A 21,673-nucleotide genomic window follows, 5' to 3' on the forward strand; every position below is an offset into this window, starting at 1 on the left:
TGCTGGGACGGCGTGAGCACCCCGGAGCTGGAGATCTTCCGTCATTGCCGCCACATCTCCCGTTCTACACCGCTGACCCAAAACATCCCATTCCGGACACGCCGCCCGGTCGGCCGAGTGCGGAGCGCTGGTTGCGGGCCGTGCACCAGGGACGATCGCCCCACTTGCCTCGAATCAGCACCGGTACAGCTTACGTTGTACAACGCTCATCCATACGGCGGGGTGCGGGCCGCCCCGCCTCTCCGCCCGACGCCCCGCCAACCCTCTAACGGATCAAGGTATTTGGCGTCATCCGACGGGACGAGATCGGGAACGGCGCATACCGCCGGGCGTGGACACGACCGCCGGGACGGCCTCCCGGGGCGGCGCGACCGCGGTCCGCACAGCGCGACGGTCCCCGCCGGGATGGCCGGCGGGGACCGTCGGGAGGCCGCGGAGCGGCGGGCTACTTGCCGGTCTCGCGCTCGTACGCCTTGAGCACCTCGTCGGTCGGGCCGTCCATCAGCAGCTCGCCCTTCTCCAGCCAGAGCACCCGGTCGCAGGTGTCCCGGATGGACTTGTTGCTGTGGCTGACCAGGAAGACCGTGCCCGCCTCCTTGCGGAGTTCCCGGATGCGCTTCTCGGAGCGGATCTGGAACTTGCGGTCACCGGTCGCCAGCGCCTCGTCGATCATGAGGACGTCGTGGTTCTTCGCGGCGGCGATGGAGAACCGCAGCCGCGCGGCCATGCCGGAGGAGTACGTGCGCATCGGCAGGGTGATGAAGTCGCCCTTCTCGTTGATCCCCGAGAAGTCGACGATGCCCTGGTAGCGCTCGCGGATCTCCTCGCGGGACATGCCCATGGCGAGGCCGCCGAGCACCACGTTGCGCTCACCGGTCAGATCGCTCATCAGTGCCGCGTTGACCCCGAGCAGCGAGGGCTGGCCGTCGGTGTAGACCTTGCCCTTCTCCGTCGGCAGCAGACCGGCGATGGCCCGCAGCAGCGTCGACTTGCCGGAGCCGTTGGTACCGATGAGGCCGATCGCCTCGCCCCGGTAGGCGGTGAAGGTGACGCCGCGCACCGCGTGGACCTTGCGCACCCCGCGGGGCTCGCCCTTGCCCCGGCGCAGTATCCGGCTCAGCGCCGCGGTGGCGCTTCCCTTGCCGCCGCCCGCGCCGTTGACCCGGTACACGATGTGCACATCGTCGGCGATGACGGTGGGGACGCGCCCCTGGGTCTTGTCGTCAGCCACGGCCGTACCGTTCCTCTGCCTTCCAGAAGTACACGAAGCCCACCAGCCCGATCAGGACCGCCCAGGCGAGCGCCACGATCCAGACGTGCGCGGGCAGGTTGCTCGAACCGTAGCCGTCGATCAGCGCGAAGCGGATCAGGTCCATGTAGATGGCCGCCGGGTTGTACTGGAGCAGGTCGGCGATCCAGGCCGGCTTGTCCTTGAGCATCACCGGGATGGAGAACATGACGCCCGAGGCGTACATCCAGGTCCGCATGACGAACGGCATGAGCTGGGCCAGGTCGGGGGTCTTGCTGCCGAGCCGGGCCATGATCAGCGCCAGACCGGTGTTGAAGACGAACTGCATGGCCAGCGCCGGGACGATCAGCAGCCAGGAGAGGCTCGGATAGCTGCCGAAGGCGACGGCCACGACCCCGAGGACGATCATCGAGAACAGCAGCTGCTGGAGCTGCTGGAGCGAGAACGAGACGGGCAGCGAGGCGCGCGGGAAGTGCAGCGCCCGGACCAGCCCCAGGTTGCCGGAGATGGCCCGCACCCCGGCCATCACGGAGCTCTGCGTGAAGGTGAAGACGAACACCCCGGTCACCAGGAACGGGATGAAGACCTCCTGGGTCATCCCCTTCCGGGTGCCCAGGATCAGCCCGAAGATCAAGTAGTAGACCAGGGCGTTGAGCAGCGGCGTGGCCACCTGCCACAGCTGGCCCAGCTTGGCCTGGCTGTACTGGGCGGTCAGCTTCGCCCGGGAGAACGCCATGATGAAGTGGCGCCGGCCCCAGAGCTGCCGGATGTACTCGAAGAGCCCCGGCCGGGCGCCGCTCACCGTCAGGCCGTACTTGGCGGCCAGCTCGGCCGGGCTCAGGCCGTCGTCGGCGGACGGCGGGGTGCCCAGGGCGACCGCACCGTCGTGGGTTGTGTCACTCACCAGATGAAACTCTCGTATTCAAGATGCGCAGCCAGTCGCGGGCGCGGCTCGGAGCGGACAGGTCCCAAAGGGAAAACGTACGTCCCATGCTCTCAGAGGGGGGTCTCTCTCAGATCACGGGCGGTCGGCCGAGGCGGGTCAGCCGCCAGACCGTGCGCCACTTCATCGGGCGCCGGGTTCCGCACGGGGTGGACCAGCCCTCCCGGAAGCCCCCGAACCACGCCTTCAGCGCGGCCCCGGAGGGCTTGCGGAGCAGGGTCAGCAGCATCCACACCCCGAGGTAGACCGGCACCAGGGGGGCGGGCAGGTTGCGGCGCGCCAGCCAGACCCGGTTGCGGGCCACCATCCGGTGGTAGACCGCGTGCCGCGAGGGGGCGGTCGTGGGGTGGCTGAGCACCATGTCCGCGCGGTAGTCGATCATCCAGCCGGCGTCCAGCGCCCGCCAGGCGAGGTCGGTCTCTTCGTGCGCGTAGAAGAACTGCCCGGGCAGCGGGCCGACCTCGGCGATGACCTTGGTGCGTACGGCGTTGGCGCCGCCGAGGAAGGTCGTCACGCGGGAGGAGCGCATCGGGTCGGACGCGCGCAGCCGCGGCACGTGGCGGCGCTGGGTGACGCCGGTGTCCGGGTCGGCGATCCGGAAGCTGACGATGCCCAGCCGGGGGTCTTCCTCGAAGGCCCGGCGGCACAGCTCGGCGGTGTCGGTGCGCGGCAGCAGCCCGTCGTCGTCGAGGAAGAGCAGGGCGTCCACGTCGGCGCCGGACGGGCCGAAGGCCTCGATCCCGACGTTGCGGCCGCCGGGGATGCCCAGGTTCTCCGGCAGTTCGACGGTCCGGACGCCCGCGGGGACGTCGGGCACGGGGGCGCCGTTGCCGACGACCACCACCTCGATCCGGTCGCCCTCCTGCGCGGCGACCGAATCGAGGAGGGCGCGGAGCTCCTCCGGGCGGTTGCCCATGGTGATCACGACCGCGCCGAGTTTCATGGGCGAACTCACTTCAGCCTGCTCGACACCAGGATCGACACCAGGTGCAGCAGGGTCTGCAGCAGCGCGATGCCGGCCAGCACGGCGACCATCAGACGGCTGAAGAAGAGGTCGTCGCGGACCGCGTCGAGGACCGCCGCGACCAGGATGACCAGGGACGCCTCGACGCCGAGGATCAGCCGGTGGAACTTGAGCGCGGCGGCGGCCCGGCGGGCGAGCGCCATGCCGGAGGAGCGCGGTTCCGAGGCGGCCTCCTTGACGGGCGGCAGCCCGCCCTGGTGCCGGGCGACGCCGACCAGGTCCGTCTCGGCCTTGATCAGGATGGCGCCCAGGGCCGCGAGCGTGCCCAGGAAGGCCCAGAGCCAGTCGATCCGGCCGGTGCCCCAGAGGTCGGCGGCGCGCAGGCCGAAACCGACCAGCACAGCCGCGTCGCACAGGTACGCGCCCACCCGGTCGAGGTAGACACCGCCCAGCGAGAACTGCTTCTTCCAGCGGGCCACCTCGCCGTCGACGCAGTCGAGCAGGAGGTAGAGCTGGACCATCAGCACGCCGAGCAGCGCGCCGGGGATGCCCGGCACGAGCAGGGCCGGCGCGGAGAGCACCCCGGCGATGGTCATCAGGTAGGTCAGCTGATTGGGGGTGACCCGGGTGTTCACCAGGTGCCGGTCGATGCGCAGCGAGATCTCGCGCATGTAGAGCCGACCAGCCCAGTGCTCACCGCTGCGCCGGTCCTTCACGCCCGGCGGGTGCACGACCGGACGGAGTTCAGCTATCGATGGCTTTTGCATAGTCGGCGTACGCGTCCCTGATCTGGTCGGTGGAGAGGTTGAGGTGTTCCAGGATGGTGAAGCGCCCCGGGCGGGTCTGCGGGGCGTACTCGACGGCCCGGACGAACTCGTCGGCGGTGAAGCCGATCTCTTCGGGCCGGACCGGCAGGCCGTGCCGGCGCAGGGTGGCCGCCATCAGCCGCGCCTCCTCGCGGGCGCCGCGCAGATGCATGGCGAAGCAGGCGCCGAGGCCGACCTGCTCGCCGTGGCTGGCCGCACGCCGGGGGTAGAGCAGGTCGAAGGCGTGGTTGATCTCGTGGCAGGCGCCCGAGGCCGGCCGGGAGTCCCCGGCGACGGACATCGATATGCCGGTCATCACCAGGCCCTCGGCGAGCACCTTGAGGAAGGCGTCGTCGCCGATCCCGCCGGGGTGGCGCAGCACGGCCTCGCCGGCCTGCCGGGCCATGGCGGCGGCCAGGCCGTCCATCTCCTCGCCGGTGATCTCGTGGGAGAGCTCCCAGTCGGCCACGCAGGAGATGTTCGAGACCGCGTCGCCGATGCCCGACCGTACGAAACGGGCGGGTGCCTGGCGGACTATGCCGAGGTCGATGACGACGGCGATCGGGGTGGGGACCCCGTAGGAGCCGCGCCCGTTGTCGTTGTCGAGCGTGGCGACGGGTGAGCACAGGCCGTCGTGGGCGAGGTTCGTCGCCACCGCGACCATGGGCAGCCCGACCCGCGCCGCCGCGTACTTCGCGACGTCGACGATCTTGCCGCCGCCGAGGCCGACCACGGCGTCGTAGCGGTTGCCCTTGATCTCGTCGGCCAGCTTGACCGCCGAGTCGAGGGTCCCGTCGGTCACCGGGTACCAGTCGGCGCCCGGCAGCGCGGGGGCCAGCCGCTCGCGCAGGGCGCGCCCCGAGCCGTCGCTGATCGCGACGGCGAGCTTGCCGGAGGCGGAGATCCGCTGGTCGGCGAGGAGGCCGGCCAGATCGTCCAGGGCGCCGCGACGGATGTCGACGACGACCGGGGACGGAATGAGCCGGGTCAGTACTGGCACGCGATGCCACGGCCCTTCGCGAGGTCGTCGTGGTTGTCGATCTCCACCCACGCGATGTCGCCGATGGGGGCGACGTCGAGGGTGAAGCCCCGGTTCACCAGCTCCTGGTACCCGTCCTCGTAGTAGAGGTCGGGGTCGCGCTCGAAGGTCGTCCTCAGGGCGTCGGCCAGCTCCGCGGCGGCCTCGGGCTCGATGAGGGTGACGCCGATGTACTCACCGGTCGCGGCGGCGGGGTCCATCAGCTTGGTGATGTGCCGCACGCCCTTGCCGTCCTCGGTGACGACCTTCATCTCCTCGTCGGCGAGCTGCTTGACCGTGTCGAGGGCGAGGATGATCCGGCGGCCCTCGCCGCGGGCGGCGAGCAGGGTCTTCTCGACGGAGACCGGGTGGACGGTGTCGCCGTTGGCCAGGATGACGCCGCGGGCCAGGACATCGCGGGCGCACCACAGGGAGTAGGCGTTGTTCCACTCCTCGGCCTTGTCGTTGTCGATCAGGGTGAGGCGGACGCCGTAGGTGGCCTCCAGCTCGGCCTTGCGGGCGTACACGGCCTCCTTGCGGTAGCCGACGACGACGGCGACCTCGGTGAGGCCGATCTCCGCGAAGTTGGCCAGCGTGAGGTCCAGGACGGTCTTCTCACCGTCGACAGGCACGAGGGCCTTCGGGAGCGTGTCGGTGTAGGGGCGCAGACGCCGTCCTGCACCGGCTGCCAGTACGAGGCCGATCATGCGGGTTCTCCTTCGTCGTGAACGGCGGGTGCTCCGGAGGACACCCAGAAGCGGATGGACTCCACGAGCACCACCAGGGCCACCGCCACGGCGAACACGGTGAGTGCCGTGGCGAACGCCGAATTCCGGGTGAACACGGCGGCGAGTACGGCCACCACCAGGACGCGGCCCTCGTGCCCACCGATCGTGCGGACCAGCCACTGGGGCGGTGCGCCGGTGCCACCGCGGATGCGGTAGACGGTGTCGTAGTGATGGTAGGCGACGGCCGAGACCAGGCCGAAGGCCGCCGGGAGCGCGCCCGGCACGTCACTGCGGGCCGCGAGGACCAGCACCGTGCCGTACTCGGCGGCCCGGAACGCCGGGGGAACCAGCCAGTCGAGGGCGCCCTTGAGGGGGCGGGAGACGGCCATTCCGGAGAAGAGCGCGTAGACCACCGCGGCCAGGATGGTGTGCCAGCTGCCGAAGGGCTGGGTGAGCGCGGAGGCGACCATCAGGACCCCGGCGAGCAGGGCCGTGACCGGGGCGCTCCAGCTGCCGCCGAGCTTGGGTCCGACCGCGGCGACGGCCTCGGCCAGCGGGCCGGAGTCCGCGAGGTCGGCGAGGGCCCGGGCGGCGCGGTCGGTGCGCCGCGCCTTGCGGGTCACCGAGCGCAGCAGCCGGCCGGCGGTGGTGTAGCAGGCGGCGAATCCGCAGCCGATCAGGAGGGCGTAGAAGACGATCCGGGGCGTGGTGACGGCGGTGAGGACCGCGATCATCGCCCAGCGCTCACCGATCGGGAGCACGATCATCCGGCGCAGCCAGACCGTCCAGCCGACGCTGTCGAGCCGGGTGGAGAGGGCGGCCGTGGGGCTCGAGTTGGCCACCGCGTCGTGGTTGGCCTCGTTGAACGAGAAGTCGATCACGTGCCGGCAGGCCTGGAGCACCATCGCACCGAGGGCGAGCGCCCAGACGTCGTCGCCGCCGCGGGCGGCGCCGAGCGCGAGGCCCGCGTAGTAGGCGTACTCCTTGGCGCGGTCGAAGGTCGCGTCCAGCCAGGCGCCCATCGTGGAGTACTGGAGCGAGTAGCGGGCGAGCTGTCCGTCGGTGCAGTCGAGCACGAAGGAGAGGAGCAGCAGCACGCCGGCGGCGACGTAGCCACCGCGGGTGCCGGTGGCGGCGCTGCCGGCCGCTATGAGCGCGGTCAGCAGGGACGCGGTGGTGACCTGGTTGGGTGTGAGGCCCCGGCGGGCGCACCAGCGGGCGATGTAGCGGGAGTACGGGCTGATGAAGAACGTGGTGAAGAAGCCGTCGTGGGCCTTCACCGCGCTGCGCAGCCGTACCGCCTCGTCGTCGACCGCGTCGCGGGCGGCCCGCGCCGTCTCGCGGGCGGGGCCGTCGGCCGGTACGGCGGCGACCAGCGAGCCGAGCTCGGGGCGCTGGACCGTGGTGCCCCCGGCGTCCATGGTCAGGGCGATCCGGCCGGGGACGGTGCGGTCGGTGACCGGTACGTCGGCGGGGCCGGTGGGCAGGCCCGCGCCGACGGCCTCGGCCGTGGTGTCCAGGGCGCGGGCGAGCGCGGGGCGCGCCTCGGGCTGCGCGGTGAGCGCGCCGGGCACGGTGGCGGCGGGGAAGCGGGGGTCGGTCAGCCCGAGCCGGAGGGCGTGGACATGGCCGACGAAGCGGGGGTCCACCAGTGCGACGCGGCGGTCGGCGGGGACGGCCGAGAGCAGCCGGGCGGCCTCGGTCACGTCGGCGGCGATCTGCACGTCGAAGCCGAGTGACCGCAGATCGTCCGTGAGCGACGACCCGGGTACCGGTGCACCGGTGAGGATGGCGGTCGACAGACGAACTCACTCCTTGGTGCTGACGGGGTCGGCGCGCGACAGTGCGGCCCGATGCGGGCCGGCGGCACGTCGGCAGAGGCTATCGGATCAACGGAAGCGCGAGTTCACCGACCGTTCGTGCCCCGTTCGGGGCGGACCGGCGTCCTGCGACACCGTCCGCGATCATCATCGTCGATCGTCCGCCCGGCTGACAAAACGCGGCCACCCCGCTCCGTTCGGCCGCACCGCCCCAAGTCTCTGACCTGCAAGCATTTCCGCAGGTCAGAGACGTTGACAACGGTGTTCAGTACCGTGTTGCCGCATACCCCCCACCCGTAGTTCACTGGCCCTGCCGGGCCGATCGCGTCCGGGGTTCCGAGACGACCGGGAGGCGTCCCCATGGGGGCAGGGCACGACCACGGACACACACACGGCGGGCCGCCGCCCACCGGCACGGCGGCGGCCGCCCACCGGGGGCGGCTGCGGATCGCGCTCGGCATCACACTCACCGTGATGACCGTGGAGATCGTCGGCGGCCTGGTCGCCAACTCCCTCGCGCTGATCGCCGACGCGGCCCACATGGCGACCGACGCCCTGGGGCTGGGCATGGCGCTGCTGGCGATCCACTTCGCCAACCGGCCGGCCGGGCCGAACCGCACCTTCGGCTACGCCCGTGCCGAGATCCTCGCGGCGCTGGCGAACTGCCTGCTGCTGCTCGGGGTGGGCGGCTTCCTGCTGGTCGAGGCCGTCGACCGGTTCATCACCCCGGCGGAGACCAGGGGCGGGGTGGCCATCGCCGTCGCCGCGGTCGGCATGGTCGCCAACATCGTCTCCCTGTCGCTGCTGATGCGCGGGCAGAAGGAGAGCCTCAATGTGCGCGGCGCCTATCTGGAGGTGCTGGCGGACACGCTGGGCTCGGTCGCGGTGCTGGTGTCGGCGGGGATCATCCTGCTCACCGGCTGGCAGGCCGCCGACCCGATCGCCTCGCTGCTCATCGGCCTGATGATCGTCCCGCGTACCGTGAAGCTGCTCCGGGAGACGCTCAACGTACTGCTGGAGTCGGCGCCCAAGGGCGTCGACATGGCGGAGGTCCGGGCCCACATCGTCGCCCTGCCCGGTGTGCTGGACGTCCACGACCTGCACGCCTGGACGATCACCTCGGGCATGCCGGTGCTCTCCGCCCATGTGGTGGTGCGCCAGGACGTGCTGGACTCCATCGGCCACGAGAAGCTCCTCCACGACCTCCAGGGCTGTCTCGGCACCCACTTCGACGTGGAGCACTGCACCTTCCAGCTGGAGCCGATCGGCCACGCCGAGCACGAGTCCCGGCTCTGTCACTGACCCCCGTGCGGCGGGCCGTGTAGTCTCGTCGCAGAGACGTTCGACCTCTGGTGCGCCGATTCCCGGCGCGCGGGGCGAACGGAACGGGAGAGGGGTCGAGGCGCATGACGGTTGCGAAGGCGCCCACCCGGCGCGGCCTCCGGTCCCTCCCCGTCTCCCGGGTTCTCGGCTGACGTTCCCGCCCCACGGCGGGCCACCCGTCGGCCGGACCCCTTCCCGTCCAAGGGTTTCCACGTTGACCGACAACGAGAACGACCACACCACGCCTTCCGCGCCTTCCCCGGCCGGCCCTCACTGGCCGACCCGTCCGGAGACGCCCGCCGACGCGGCGGCCGTACGCGCGGTGAACACCGCAGCGTTCCCGACACCCCACGAGGCGGCGCTCGTCGACGCGCTGCGCACCGACCCGGCGGCCTGGCTGCCCGGTCTCTCCATGGTCGCGACGGACGGCCCGGGCGGCGCCGTCGTGGCGTACGCCCTGCTGACCCGGTGCCGGGTCGGCGCGGCACCGGCGCTCGCGCTGGCCCCGGTGGCCACGGCCCCGGAGTACCAGCGGCGGGGCGCCGGGCAGGCCGTCGTACGGGCGGTGCTCGACGCGGCCCGGCTGCGGGGCGAACCGCTCGTCCTGGTGCTCGGCCACCCCGAGTACTACCCGATGTTCGGTTTCGTGCCGGCGTCGCGGTACGGGATCCGGCCGGGCTTCGAGGTCCCGGACGAGGCGATGATGGCGCTGGTGCTCGACGCGTCCGCGCCGGTCCCCGGGGGCACGATCGTCTACCCGGCCGCCTTCGGCGTCTGACCCGGTCCGCCGGACGCGCCCGAGGCGTGTCCGGCGGACGTGCCCCAGGTACGGACAAGCCCCTTTTGTACGGCAGACTTGGCCGGACTCGACGGGACCGGCGCACCGGGCCGGGACCATAGCGAAGGATGGGTATGCCGACCACACCAGCCACCGCGGCGCACAGCTCGTCGAACGGCGCAGCAGAAGAGATCATGCTCGAACTGGTCGACGAGAACGGCACCACCATCGGTACGGCGGAGAAGCTCGCCGCCCACCAGGCGCCGGGACAGCTGCACCGTGCCTTCTCCGTCTTCCTCTTCGACGAGCAGGGCAGACTGCTGCTCCAGCGCCGCGCGCTCGGCAAGTACCACTCCCCCGGTGTCTGGTCGAACACCTGCTGCGGCCACCCCTACCCGGGCGAGGCGCCGTTCACCGCCGCCGCCCGGCGCACCCATGAGGAGCTGGGGATCTCCCCCTCCCTGCTGGCCGAGGCGGGCACGGTCCGCTACAACCACCCCGACCCGGCCTCCGGCCTGGTGGAGCAGGAGTTCAACCACCTCTTCGTGGGAATGGCGCAGGACCGGCCGGAGCCCGATCCGGAGGAGGTCGGCGAGGTCGCCTTCGTGACGGCGGCGGAGCTCGTCGAGCGGCACGCCGAGGCGCCGTTCTCGGCGTGGTTCATGACGGTGCTGGACGCCGCGCGCCCGGCGATCAGGGAGCTGACCGGGCCGTCCGCCGGCTGGTGACGTCCCGCCCGGCCGCGCCCGGCCCGGTCGGGCGGGGCGCGGCCGGGGTTCAGGGCCGGGGGTTCAGCGGCAGGGCCGCCCAGATGATCTTCCCGCCGCCCGCGGTGTGCTCCACGTCGCAGGCGCCGCCCGCCTCCCGGGTGATCTCCCGGACCAGCAGCAGGCCGCGCCCGCCGGTCTGCCCGTGGTCCGTCTCCAGCGCCGTCGGCCGGTAGGGATGGTTGTCCTCGACGGACACCCGGATCCACGTCTCGTCGACGGCCACCTCGACGGCGAGCTCCGGCGAGAGCAGCGCGGCGTGCTTCACCGCGTTGGTGACGAGTTCGGAGACGATGACCAGCAGCCCTCCGGCCACGTCCTCGTCCAGCGGAACACCCTGGCGTGCGATCAGGTCGCGCACCGCGTGCCGGGCCTGCGGTACGGAGACGTCCACGGCCGGGGCGGTGAACCGCCAGACTCCCTCGTACGACACGGGCCGGGCGGGGACACTCCCGCGGCTCTCCATAGTCCGGTACCCGCTCTCCACTCGATGGTGACTGCACGTCGGGTACAGAGTGCTGGGCGTATCCGGTACGGACGGGGTCACTGAACTGAATTCGACTCCTATCGACGTGTTCTGACCGGACTGGGCGCCGACGGCTCAGCCTTCGGACCGGTTGTGCCCGTCCTTGCCGGGTGACTCGGGGAAGCCTCCGGTCACCCTCTGTTGCTCCGAGACCAGCGAGACGATCCGGCGGCCGCCGATCCCGGTCGCGATCAGGCCGAGCCCGTCGAAGAGCAGCGCCAGCGAGAAGAAGAGGCCGAGGACGTAGCGGCTGCTGTGCGGCCAGTCGAAGAGCACCAGCAGACCCAGCAGCAGGCCGAAGGCGCCCTGCAGCAGCGTCCAGCCGAACTGGGGGCCGCGCACCACGACGCTGCCCACCAGGCGGAACACCCCGCCGGTGAGGAAGAGCAGCGCGGCGAACATGGTCAGCGCCTCCGCGCTGCCCTGCGGGTGGCGGATGACGACGACTCCGGCGGCGATGTTCAGCGCGGCCACCACGACACCCAGCCAGAAGTAGTCGGTGCCTCGCGAGTCGATGGCGTGCAGCAGTCCGACGATCCCGCCGAGCAGCAGCAGCCAGCCGAACAGGAGCATCGACGTCAGCGTCGCGACGCCGGTGTAGACGAGGCCGACCAGTCCGGCCACGACGAGAAGGGTGCCGAGCAGGGCGAGCCAGCCGAAACTGCGGCTCAGCCTCCTGCCCTCGGCTGCGGGATCGGCCATGGGAAGCTCCTCACGGTACGTGCCGGATCGGCGACCCCTTCCTGATCGTAGGTTCGAACGCGCCGGATAGCATCCGGCCCATGGAGCGCACCGAACCCGGGCTGGAGCACGCCGTCGCGGACGGCGTCGCCACCGTCGTCATCCGCAACCCCGCCAAACGCAACGCGATGACCCTCGCGATGTGGTCCGCGCTGCCCGTTCTGCTGGAGCGGCTGGCGAAGGACGAGGCGGTCAGGGTGCTGGTGCTCACCGGTGCCGGGGACACTTTCTGCGCCGGTGCGGACATCGCCTCGCTGCGCGAGCCGGGGAGCGACCCGCAGGGGCTCGCGGTGGCGGCCGAGGAGGCGCTGGCCGCGTTCCCCCGGCCGACGCTCGCGGCGATCCGGGGCTACTGCGTGGGCGGCGGCAGTCAGCTCGCGGCCGCCTGCGATCTGCGGTTCGCCGAGGAGGGCGCGTCCTTCGGCGTCACCCCGGCCAAGCTCGGCGTCGTGTACGCCGCGTCGTCGACCCGTCGGCTGGTGGCGCTGACCGGTCCGGCCACCGCGAAGCACCTGCTCTTCTCCGGTGAGCTGATCGACAGCGCGCGGGCGCTGCGGACCGGCCTGGTCGACGAGGTGCTGCCGGCCGGCGGGCTGGACGGCCGGGTCGCCGCCTACGTACGGACCCTGGTGGCCCGCTCGGGGCTGACGCAGGCGGCGGCGAAGGAATTCGCCGACGGGCGGGAGGGGCGGGAGGCGTACTGGGCTGAGCAGGCCCGCCACAGCGGCGACACCGCCGAGGGGGCCGCCGCCTTCCTGGAGCGGCGCGCGCCGCGCTTCGCCTGGACGGGCGGGGCCTGACGCCGTCCGGGTGTCCGCGCCGCCGGAGCGCGTTACCGCAGGAGGCGGTGGCGTCCGGCGCGGAAGCGTTCGACCATGGCCGCCGGTGCCTTCTCCGGCGAGCCCGCGTCGTAGGGCGGTTGCGGGTCGTACTCGGTCAGCAGCTGGACGGCGCGGGCGTGGTCCTCGCCCGCGATCCGGCCCGCCAGGGTGAGCCCCATGTCGATGCCGGCCGAGACGCCCGCCGCCGTGACGTACTTGCCGTCGACGACGACGCGCTCCCCGGTCGGTTCGGCGCCGAGCTCCGCCAGCACGTCCAGCTGGAGCCAGTGCGAGGTGGCCCGCCGCCCGGTCAGCAGCCCGGCGGCGGCGAGCAGCAGCGAGCCGGTGCACACGGAGGTGGTCCAGGTGCTGGTGGCGTCGGCGGTGCGCAGCCAGCCGAGCAGCTCGGGGTCGGCCATCAGGTCGCGCTGCCCGGGGCCGCCGGGCACGACCAGCACATCGGGAGCGGTCACGTCGGCGAAGGTCCGCTCGGCGAGGAGGGAGAGGCCGCCGGTGTCGTTGCGTACGGGACCGGTTCGCCCGGCGACGAACACGGTCTCGGCGCCGGGGAGGCGGGCGAGCATCTCGTGGGGGCCGACGGCGTCGAGTGCGGTGAAGCGGTCGAAGAGGACGACGGCGATCTGCATGGGCTGGTCCTTCGGGGTCAGTGGGTGTCGGGTCGGGTCCGGAAGTTCCGGCGGTATGCGGTGGGGGTGGTGTCCAGCACCTTCACGAAGGCGCGGCGCATCGCCTCGGGGGTGCCGTATCCGCAGGCGCGCGCGATGCCTTCGACGCCGTCGGTGGTGTCCGTCAGCAGTCGGCGGGCCTGTTCGAGGCGCACCCGGTCCACGTAGCGGCCCGGGGTGAGGCCCGTCTCGTCCCGGAAGGCGCGGGCGAAGTGCCGGGGCGAGAGCCGGGCGCGGGCGGCGAGTGCCTCGACGCGGAGGTCGGCGGCCGGGTTCTCGGTGATCCAGTGCTGGACCTCGCGCAGCGGTTCGCGCCGGGCGGTCTGGACGGCGAGCTGGGCGCTGAACTGGGCCTGGTTGCCGGGTCGGCGCAGGAAGACCACCAGGTGACGGGCGATGTCGTGGGCGATCCGCCGGCCGTGGTCCTCCTCGACGAGCGCCAGGGCCAGGTCGATGCCGGCCGTGACGCCCGCGGAGGTGGCCAGTCTGCCGTCGCGGACGAAGATGGGGTCCGGGTCGACCTCGACGGCGGGGTGGTGGCGGGCGAGGTGGTCGCAGACCGTCCAGTGGGTGGTCACCCGGTGGCCGTCCAGCAGTCCGGCGGCGGCGAGCAGCAGGGCCCCGGTGCAGACGGAGACGAGCCGTTCGGCGCGCGGGGCGTGCTCCCGCAGCCAGCCGACGAGCGCCGGATCCGGGACGCGGGTGCCCTCGCCGCCGGGGACGAGCAGGGTGTGGGGCGTGCCGGTGGCGGTCAGGGCGGTGTCCGGGACGAGGAGGAGCCCGCTGCTGGTGCGGACGGGGGCGCCGTCGAGCGTGGCGGTGCTCAGGGCGTACCCGGCGCCCGGGAAGCGGGAGGCTCCGGCGAAGACCTCAACCGGCCCGGTGACGTCGAGGCTCTGGACCCCTTCGTAGAGCACGACGAGTACGGATCGCTGCGTCATGGCCGCAATCCTGGCGGGCCCCGGTGAGGGCGGCAACGACGAGGAACCCACCTTTCCTGCCATGGGCCACGGGCCGGTCCGGGGTCGGCGGAAGCGGGCCGCCGCACGGGGTATCGGGCGTACCGACCAGTCGGTAGTGTGCCGCCATGAGCACTCTGCCGCCGCGCGCCGGACGCCGCTGCCACAACGCCCTCAACACGCTGCACTCGACGGTCTACTTCTCACCGGATCTCGCCGAGCAGTACGCCGCGCTCGGCGTCGACGACTGGAGCGGCGCCTACTTCGCCTCGCGCGCGGCGGCGATGGGTGCCGTGGGTCCGGGCCCGGTCACCGCGGCCTTCTACAACTTCGACCACCGGCTCATCGCCCGTTACCTGCCCGCCGTGTGGTCCACCGTCTCACCCGGGGAGGCCCTGGCCGCCCGGCTGCGCGCCGCCGACGCCACCCTGCGCCGACTGCTGGGCGAGGCGGCGGTCGCCTCCCCGGAGATGGCCGAGGCGGCGAAGCTCGCGCTGCGCGCGACCGAGGCCTGCACCCGGCACTCCCGTCCGCTCTACGCCGCCCATGCCGACCTCCCGGTGCCCGAGGAGCCGCATCTGGCGTTCTGGCACGCCGCGACGCTGCTGCGCGAGCACCGCGGCGACGGCCACATGGCGGCGCTGCTGACCGCCGGCCTCGACCCCCTGGAGTCGGTGGTCAGCCACACCGCGACCGGCCGGGGGATGTCCCCGCGCTGGGTGATGACCACCCGGGGCTGGGTGGACGCCGACCTGGACGCGGCGCGGGAGCGGCTGCGCCTGCGCGGGGTGCTGGACGCGGACGGTGAGCTGACGGAGGCGGGCACGGCGCTCCGCGCGGAGCTGGAGGAGGCCACGGACCGGATGGACGCGGCGCCGTACGAGCATCTGGGCGCGGCGGGGGTGGAGCGGCTGACGGAGCTGGGGCGCGGTTTCCTGGCCGCGGCGGCCTCGGCGGGCGCCTTCCCCGATGATCTGATCGGCAGGGGCTGAGCCGCCGTCCGGCCGACAACCGGGGGTGGCCGGGCGACACGGCGCCCGGCCACCCGGCACAATGCAGGGCTGGAGCATGTCCGGCCCTGAGCCGCCGGACGCGCGCCCAGGGTGTCTGATCGATGAGTGCGCGACGCCGCAGGCATGCGTCGGACACCCCCTGGGGGCAGTGCCCCGGTATGCACAGCAGTGGAGCCCGTACGAGAAGGCGAGTCGGTAGAACCGTGACGACGTCCATCGAAGGCAGGATCGCCGAGGAGCTCGGCGTACGCGAACGGCAGGTGAAGGCGGCCGTCGAGCTGCTGGACGGCGGGTCGACCGTCCCGTTCATCGCCCGCTACCGCAAGGAAGCGACCGAGATGCTCGACGACGCGCAGCTGCGCACGGTCGAGGAGCGGCTGCGCTATCTGCGGGAGCTGGAGGACCGCCGGTCGGCGATCCTCGACTCGGTGCGTGAGCAGGGCAAGCTGGACGACGCGCTGGAGGCGCGGATCCGGGCCGCCGACACCAAGGCGCGGCTGGAGGACATCTACCTGCCGTTCAAGCCCAAGCGGCGCACGAAGGCGCAGATCGCCCGGGAGGCCGGGCTCGAACCGCTCGCCGACGGGCTGCTCGGCGACCCGTCCGTGGAGCCGCTCGTCGCCGCCGCCGCGTTCGTCGACGCCGACAAGGGCGTCGCGGACCCGGCGGCCGCTCTGGAGGGGGCCCGTGCCATCCTCACCGAGCGGTTCTCCGAGGACGCCGATCTGATCGGCGAGTTGCGCGAGCGGATGTGGACGCGGGGCCGGCTGGTGGCCCGGGTCCGGGAGGGCAAGGAGGAGGCCGGGTCGAAGTTCGCCGACTACTTCGACTTCGCCGAACCCTTCACCGAGCTGCCCTCGCACCGGGTGCTCGCGATGCTGCGCGGCGAGAAGGAGGACGTGCTCGACCTGGTCCTGGAGCCGGAGGAGCCCTCCGACTCCCCCGGCCCCTCGGCGTACGAGAACCTGGTGGCCCGGCGCTTCGGCGTGGCCGACCGGGGCCGGCCCGGCGACAAGTGGCTCGGCGACACGGTGCGCTGGGCCTGGCGGACCCGGATCCTGGTGCACCTCGGCATCGATCTGCGGCTGCGGCTGCGCACCGCGGCGGAGGACGAGGCGGTGCGCGTCTTCGCGTCGAACCTGCGCGATCTGCTGCTCGCCGCCCCGGCCGGGACGCGGGCCACGCTCGGGCTCGACCCCGGTTTCCGTACCGGGGTGAAGGTCGCCGTCGTCGACTCCACCGGGAAGGTCGTCGCGACGGACGTCATCCATCCGCACGTCCCGGCGAACAAGTGGGACCAGGCGCTGGCCTCGCTGGCCCGGCTGGCCAAGGCCCACCAGGTCGACCTGATCGCGATCGGCAACGGCACGGCGTCCCGCGAGACGGACAGGCTCGCCGGTGAACTCATCGACAGGCACCCGGAGTTGAAGCTCACCAAGGTGATGGTCTCGGAGGCGGGCGCCTCCGTGTACTCGGCCTCGGCCTTCGCCTCGCAGGAGCTCCCCGACATGGACGTGTCGTTGCGCGGGGCCGTCTCCATCGCCCGGCGGCTCCAGGACCCGCTCGCCGAGCTGGTGAAGATCGACCCGAAGTCGATCGGCGTCGGCCAGTACCAGCACGACCTGTCCGAGGTGAAGCTCTCCCGCTCCCTGGACGCGGTCGTCGAGGACTGTGTGAACGGGGTCGGGGTCGACGTCAACACCGCCTCCGCGCCGCTGCTCTCGCGGGTCTCCGGGATCGGCGCGGGGCTCGCCGAGAACATCGTGGCGCACCGCGACGCCAACGGCCCCTTCCTCTCCCGCCGGGCGCTGAAGGACGTGGCGCGGCTCGGGCCGAAGGCGTACGAGCAGTGCGCGGGCTTCCTGCGCATCCGGGGCGACGACCCGCTGGACGCCTCCAGCGTGCACCCGGAGGCGTATCCGGTGGTCCGGGCGATGGCGAAGAAGACGGGCGGCGACGTCGCCTCGCTGGTCGGCAACACGGATGTGCTGCGGTCGCTGCGGGCCGACGACTTCGTGGACGCGAAGTTCGGGCTGCCGACGGTCTCCGACATCCTGAAGGAGCTGGAGAAGCCGGGGCGCGACCCCCGGCCCGCCTTCCGGACCGCCACCTTCAAGGAGGGGGTCGAGAAGATCGGCGACCTGGAGTCCGGCATGGTGCTGGAGGGGGTCGTCACCAACGTCGCGGCGTTCGGCGCGTTCGTGGACGTCGGTGTCCACCAGGACGGCCTGGTCCATGTGTCGGCGATGTCGCGGACGTTCGTGAAGGACCCGAGGGACGTCGTGAAGCCGGGCGACATCGTGAAGGTCAAGGTGATGGACGTCGACGTGGCCCGGAAGCGGATCTCGCTGACGCTGCGGCTGGACGACGACGACGCGGCGGCGGGCGCGGGCGCCCAGGGCGGCGGTGCGCGGCGCGAGCGCGGTGAGCGCGGCGGTCAGGGCGGCCGGCCGCCCCGGCAGCGCCAGGGCCATGGACAGGGGCAGCAGGGCGGCGGCCAGAACCGTGAGCGGCGCGGTGGCGGCGCGACCCGGCAGGCCCCCGCACCGGTGAACAGCGCGATGGCGGACGCCCTGCGGCGGGCCGGTCTCACCGGCCCGGAGCGGGACGGCGGCCGGAAGCGGTAGCGCCGGGGGTGGAGGGCGGCACGCCGCCCTCCACCCCGTCTCAGACCTCCGTCACCTGCCCGCCCGCCACCTCGATCCGGCGGGTCGTACGGACCGCCTCCAGCATCCGCCGGTCGTGGGTGACCAACAGCAGCGTCCCGGTGTACGAGTCCAGCGCCGACTCCAGCTGCTCGATCGCGGGCAGGTCGAGGTGGTTGGTCGGCTCGTCGAGCACCAGGAGGTTGACGCCCCTGCCCTGGAGCAGGGCGAGCGCCGCCCGGGTCCGTTCGCCCGGGGAGAGCGTGGTGGCGGGGCGCATCACATGGTCGGCGCGCAGGCCGAACTTGGCGAGCAGGGTGCGCACGTCGGCCGGTTCGGTGTCGGGGACGGCCGCGCAGAACGCCTCCAGCAGCGTCTCCGTACCGTGGAAGAGCCTGCGGGCCTGGTCGACCTCGCCGACCACCACGCCCGAGCCGAGCGTCGCCTGTCCCGAGTCCAGCGGCAGGCGGCCGAGGAGTGCGGCGAGGAGAGTGGACTTGCCCGCGCCGTTGGCGCCGGTGATGGCGACCCGGTCGGCCCAGTCGATCTGGAGCGAGGCCGGGCCGAAGCCGAAGTCGCCGCGCACGGCCCGCGCCTCGCGCAGGGTGGCCACCACGGACCCGGAGCGGGGCGCGGAGGCGATCTCCATCCGCAGCTCCCACTCCTTGCGGGGCTCCTCGACGACGTCGAGCCGTTCGATCATGCGCTGGGTCTGCCGGGCCTTCGCCGCCTGCTTCTCGCTCGACTCGCTGCGGAACTTGCGGCCCTGCTTGTCGGAGTCGGTGGCCTTGCGGCGGGCGTTCTTGACGCCCTTGTCCATCCAGGAGCGCTGCATCTGGGCGCGGCCTTCGAGCGCGGAGCGCTTGTCGGCGTACTCCTCGTACTCCTCGCGGGCGTGCCGGCGGGCGCGGTCGCGTTCCTCCAGGTAGGCGGCGTAGCCGCCGCCGTAGAGGTTGATCTGCTGCTGGGCCAGGTCCAGTTCGAGGACCTTGGTGACCGTGCGCATCAGGAACTCGCGGTCGTGGCTGATGACGACCGTGCCCGCGCGGAGCCCGGAGACATAGCGCTCCAGCCGCTCCAGTCCGTCCAGGTCGAGGTCGTTGGTGGGCTCGTCGAGCAGGAAGACGTCGTACCGGGAGAGCAGCAGGGAGGCCAGTCCGGCGCGGGCGGCCTGGCCGCCGGAGAGCGCGGTCATGGGCAGGTCGAGGCCGACGGTCAGGCCGAGCTCGGCCGCGGTCTCCTCGGCGCGCTCGTCCAGGTCGGCGCCGCCCAGGGCCAGCCAGCGCTCCAGGGTCTCGGCGTAGGCGTCGTCCGCGCCGGGCGCCCCGTCGACGAGCCCCTGCGTCGCCGCGTCCATCGCGGCCTGGGCCTCGGCGACGCCGGTGCGGCGGGCCAGGAACTCCCGCACGGTCTCGCCCGCGCGCCGCTCCGGCTCCTGCGGGAGGTGGCCGACGGTGGCGGTGGGTGGGGAGAGCCGCAGCTCGCCCTCCTCCGGCCGGTCGAGTCCGGCGAGCAGCCGGAGGAGGGACGATTTTCCGGCCCCGTTGACTCCGACGAGACCGATCACGTCGCCGGGCGCGACCACGAGGTCGAGCCCGGCGAAGAGCGTGCGGTCGCCGTGTCCGGCGGCGAGGTCCTTGGCGACGAGAGTGGCAGTCATCAGGGGGCCGATTTTAGGGGACGCCCCCCGATGACCCACCGGCCGGCGGTGTCAGGAGCGGCCGCCTCCCGGAACGTGCCGGGTCCGGTGCGGCGGGGTCACGCCCCGGACCCCGGGCACCGGGTCCGCGGCCGTCGCGGTGGCGGAGCCGGCGGTGGCCCGTACGAAGGCGCCGGCGCCGCCGACCAGGGGCAGCTTCGCGGTGGTGCGGGAGAGGTCGAGGGTGAGGGTGGGGGTGGAGTCGGGCGGGTCGATGAGGTCGCGGTCGGTGCCCGCGACGATCAGGGCGAGGCGGTGGCCGGCCGGGACGACGTGGTCGGTGGCGGCCAGGTCGACGGTGAGGGTGACGGGGCGGCCCGGGGTGAGCGGGCGGCCCCTGCCGGGCGAGGCGTAGGTGCCGAGATCGGCCCAGCCCCGGCTGATCACCGTCCGGTCGACGGGGGTGGTGCGGGCCGCGGTGTTCCGGTAGCAGGAGCTGTCGCCGGGGGTGCTCCCACCCCAGCAGCCGCGGTCGGCGAGGGTGGTGATGCCCTCGCCGGAGGCCCCGTAGTCGCGGATGGTGTCGGGGCCGATGTCCACCAGGACCGCGGAGAGGTGGGCGGTCGAGGTGGTCGGGGTGGCGGTGACGGTGACCTTCGCGGAGCCGGCCAGGCGCAGGTCGGCGGTGAGCGGCGCGGTGCGGAACCCGGCCTTGGCCCCGGTGCTCCGGTCCAGGTCGGCGGCCCAGTCGCTCTCGCTCAGGGCCGGGTCGTCGGTGAACGTCTCGGTGGCGCCGGGGCGGGCGGGCCGCAGGCCCAGGGTGCCGACGCCGGGGGCGGTGCCCGGGGCGGGGCGCACGGTGGTGGGACGGGTGGCGCGGGGCGGCCAGACCCGGTCGGTGGACCACTGGTCGGGGTGGCGTTCGACGTCGGCCATCGGCTCGCGGTCGATGCCGTTGTCGTAGCCGAGGAGGTAGTGGTCGAACCAGCGGTGCAGGGCGTCGACCCACTCGGCGCGCCGGTAGTCGAACGGGTCGACGTGCCCGGTCTGGGAGAGCCAGATCTTGCGTTCCACGCCCTGGGCCGCGAGCGCGTCCCACCACTGGCCGAGGTGCTTGGTGCGGACGTTGAGGTCCTGCATGCCGTGGACGGCGAAGACGCTGGCCCGCACCTTGCGGGCGTCCTTCACGTAGTCCCGCTCGCTCCACAGCGGGGTCCAGTCGCCGCTGCGCGGCGCCCCGTCGGCGAGCCGCTGCCGCACGGCGGCGCAGCGTTCGCCCGCCTCGGGGCTCTCCACGTAGCCGGCGAGCATGTCGGGGCCGCCGTCGTAGAGGGGGGCGCCCTGGGCGAAGTAGTAGTCGTACCAGGAGGAGATGGCGCTGATCGGCACGATGGTGCGCAGTCCCCGGACGCCGGTCGCGGCTACGCCGTTGGCGATGGTGCCGTCCCAGCTCTTGCCGATCATTCCGGTGCGCCCGTTGGACCAGCCCGCCGTGGCGCGTCCGTCGCCGGTGCGGGTGGTGTAGGCGCGGGCGCGGCCGTTCAGCCAGTCGATCACGGCCTTGGCGGACTGCACCTCGGCGCGTCCGCCGACGTCGACACAGCCGTCCGAGCGATTGGTTCCGGCCAGATCGACGGCGACGAAGGCGTAGCCGCGCGGGACGAAGTAGTTGTCGTAGTAGAGCGGGAATCCGACCGGGCGGCCGTCGCTGTCGTAGGTCTTGAGCTGGCTCTCGTTACCGCGTCCGCAGCAGGAGTAGTACGGGCTGGCGTCCATGATGACGGGGATCCTCCGGCCCTGGCGGGCGGGTTCCCGCGGCCGGATGATGTCGGCGGCGACCCGGTCGGAGCGGCCGTCCCCGTCGCTGTCGAGGCCGGTGTCGACCCAGACGGATTCGCGGACCGCGTCCGGGTAGGAGTAGACGGGCCGGCTCTCCGGCGGCCGGGCCTCGCGGGGGCCCGCGCCCTGGGCGCCGGCCGGGGAGAGCAGGACGGCCATCAGGGCGGCCACGGCCGCCGCCACCAGGGATCTGTACCTCGAACGGAGTCCTTGCGCACGTGTCGGCATGGGCGGAAGGTACTCCTGGTCAACTCCCTTACGACAGGGGGCGGTCGGGGGCGAAGGGGGCGTGGTCGCGGTAGAGAGCGGGCGCCCCGCGATGGCGGCCGAATGGCGATCGTGTGACAGGTGTGGCCATGGACACGACCGGGGCGGTGGCCTCTGATTAGGGTCGACGTGACGGTTCAA

Annotated in this window: 18 protein-coding genes and 1 pseudogene; 6 read left to right on the forward strand and 13 right to left on the reverse strand. The window is 72.8% G+C overall.

Annotated elements, in window-relative coordinates; translation table 11 throughout:
- Positions 1–445: 445 nt before the first annotated feature.
- From ACWC97_RS02275 to ACWC97_RS02305, 7 genes are all read right to left on the reverse strand, one after another.
- Positions 446–1,231 carry an ABC transporter ATP-binding protein gene (locus tag ACWC97_RS02275; RefSeq protein WP_352274690.1) on the reverse strand — a complete coding sequence of 262 codons (786 nt, stop codon included), beginning with the start codon at positions 1,229–1,231 and terminating at the stop codon, positions 446–448.
- Positions 1,224–2,153 carry an ABC transporter permease gene (locus tag ACWC97_RS02280; RefSeq protein WP_352274691.1) on the reverse strand — a complete coding sequence of 310 codons (930 nt, stop codon included), beginning with the start codon at positions 2,151–2,153 and terminating at the stop codon, positions 1,224–1,226. The genes ACWC97_RS02275 and ACWC97_RS02280 overlap by 8 nt, the downstream gene beginning before the upstream one ends.
- Positions 2,154–2,262: 109 nt before the next feature.
- Positions 2,263–3,135, reverse strand: coding sequence for a glycosyltransferase family 2 protein (locus ACWC97_RS02285; protein ID WP_450646904.1), 873 nt, complete (start codon positions 3,133–3,135; stop codon positions 2,263–2,265).
- Positions 3,136–3,143: 8 nt separating this feature from the next.
- Complete coding sequence (locus tag ACWC97_RS02290; RefSeq protein WP_366299378.1) at positions 3,144–3,923, reverse strand: CDP-alcohol phosphatidyltransferase family protein; 780 nt, start codon at positions 3,921–3,923, stop codon at positions 3,144–3,146.
- Positions 3,901–4,962 carry an iron-containing alcohol dehydrogenase family protein gene (locus ACWC97_RS02295; RefSeq protein ID WP_352274694.1) on the reverse strand — a complete coding sequence of 354 codons (1,062 nt, stop codon included), beginning with the start codon at positions 4,960–4,962 and terminating at the stop codon, positions 3,901–3,903. The genes ACWC97_RS02290 and ACWC97_RS02295 overlap by 23 nt, the downstream gene beginning before the upstream one ends.
- A complete protein-coding gene (locus tag ACWC97_RS02300; RefSeq protein WP_352274695.1) occupies positions 4,950–5,687 on the reverse strand; it encodes a phosphocholine cytidylyltransferase family protein in 738 nt (245 codons plus the stop codon). Before ACWC97_RS02300 ends, ACWC97_RS02295 begins: the two co-directional genes overlap by 13 nt.
- Positions 5,684–7,432 (reverse strand): DUF5941 domain-containing protein, encoded by a 1,749-nt coding sequence (locus ACWC97_RS02305; RefSeq protein ID WP_450646907.1) that lies wholly within the window; start codon positions 7,430–7,432, stop codon positions 5,684–5,686. The genes ACWC97_RS02300 and ACWC97_RS02305 overlap by 4 nt, the downstream gene beginning before the upstream one ends.
- A gap of 456 nt (positions 7,433–7,888) precedes the next feature.
- Here ACWC97_RS02305 and ACWC97_RS02310 point away from each other — a divergent pair, with 456 nt between their 5' ends.
- The 3 genes and pseudogenes from ACWC97_RS02310 to idi all read left to right on the forward strand — a co-directional run bounded on the left by ACWC97_RS02310 (position 7,889) and on the right by idi (position 10,357).
- Positions 7,889–8,830 carry a cation diffusion facilitator family transporter gene (locus ACWC97_RS02310; RefSeq protein ID WP_352274697.1) on the forward strand — a complete coding sequence of 314 codons (942 nt, stop codon included), beginning with the start codon at positions 7,889–7,891 and terminating at the stop codon, positions 8,828–8,830.
- Between the two features lie 280 nt (positions 8,831–9,110).
- A pseudogene (locus tag ACWC97_RS02315) lies at positions 9,111–9,629 on the forward strand (GNAT family N-acetyltransferase); the annotation flags it as partial.
- 134 nt (positions 9,630–9,763) lie between these two features.
- Positions 9,764–10,357, forward strand: coding sequence for an isopentenyl-diphosphate Delta-isomerase (gene idi / locus ACWC97_RS02320; RefSeq protein ID WP_352274698.1), 594 nt, complete (start codon positions 9,764–9,766; stop codon positions 10,355–10,357).
- Between the two features lie 49 nt (positions 10,358–10,406).
- On the opposite strand, the gene ACWC97_RS02325 is transcribed toward idi, so the two are convergent.
- Entirely contained in the window at positions 10,407–10,862 is a 456-nt protein-coding gene (locus tag ACWC97_RS02325) for an ATP-binding protein (protein ID WP_352274699.1), read from the reverse strand.
- 135 nt (positions 10,863–10,997) lie between these two features.
- Entirely contained in the window at positions 10,998–11,624 is a 627-nt protein-coding gene (locus tag ACWC97_RS02330; protein WP_450646910.1) for an HdeD family acid-resistance protein, read from the reverse strand.
- An 80-nt stretch (positions 11,625–11,704) separates the two neighbouring features.
- Here ACWC97_RS02330 and ACWC97_RS02335 point away from each other — a divergent pair, with 80 nt between their 5' ends.
- Positions 11,705–12,463 (forward strand): enoyl-CoA hydratase/isomerase family protein, encoded by a 759-nt coding sequence (locus ACWC97_RS02335; RefSeq protein ID WP_450646912.1) that lies wholly within the window; start codon positions 11,705–11,707, stop codon positions 12,461–12,463.
- Between the two features lie 32 nt (positions 12,464–12,495).
- Here ACWC97_RS02335 and ACWC97_RS02340 read toward each other — a convergent pair whose 3' ends face one another.
- Together ACWC97_RS02340 and ACWC97_RS02345 are read right to left on the reverse strand one after the other, a co-directional pair.
- A complete protein-coding gene (locus ACWC97_RS02340) occupies positions 12,496–13,131 on the reverse strand; it encodes a DJ-1/PfpI family protein (protein ID WP_352274702.1) in 636 nt (211 codons plus the stop codon).
- Between the two features lie 17 nt (positions 13,132–13,148).
- Positions 13,149–14,111, reverse strand: a complete 963-nt coding sequence (locus ACWC97_RS02345; RefSeq protein WP_450646914.1) for a GlxA family transcriptional regulator — start codon at positions 14,109–14,111, stop codon at positions 13,149–13,151.
- Positions 14,112–14,257: 146 nt separating this feature from the next.
- Between ACWC97_RS02345 and ACWC97_RS02350 the strand changes: the two genes are divergently transcribed.
- A complete protein-coding gene (locus tag ACWC97_RS02350; RefSeq protein ID WP_352274704.1) occupies positions 14,258–15,121 on the forward strand; it encodes an SCO6745 family protein in 864 nt (287 codons plus the stop codon).
- 224 nt (positions 15,122–15,345) lie between these two features.
- Positions 15,346–17,769 carry a Tex family protein gene (locus ACWC97_RS02355; RefSeq protein WP_450646916.1) on the forward strand — a complete coding sequence of 808 codons (2,424 nt, stop codon included), beginning with the start codon at positions 15,346–15,348 and terminating at the stop codon, positions 17,767–17,769.
- Between the two features lie 40 nt (positions 17,770–17,809).
- Here ACWC97_RS02355 and ACWC97_RS02360 read toward each other — a convergent pair whose 3' ends face one another.
- Together ACWC97_RS02360 and ACWC97_RS02365 are read right to left on the reverse strand one after the other, a co-directional pair.
- Positions 17,810–19,447 (reverse strand): ABC-F family ATP-binding cassette domain-containing protein, encoded by a 1,638-nt coding sequence (locus ACWC97_RS02360; protein ID WP_385209053.1) that lies wholly within the window; start codon positions 19,445–19,447, stop codon positions 17,810–17,812.
- A 51-nt stretch (positions 19,448–19,498) separates the two neighbouring features.
- The gene (locus ACWC97_RS02365; protein ID WP_450646919.1) at positions 19,499–21,493 is read right to left on the reverse strand and encodes a Xaa-Pro dipeptidyl-peptidase; all 1,995 of its coding nucleotides are present in this window, start codon (positions 21,491–21,493) and stop codon (positions 19,499–19,501) included.
- Between the last annotated feature and the right edge of the window lie 180 nt (positions 21,494–21,673).

The sequence above is a fragment of the Streptomyces sp. NPDC001108 genome (genome assembly GCF_053598535.1).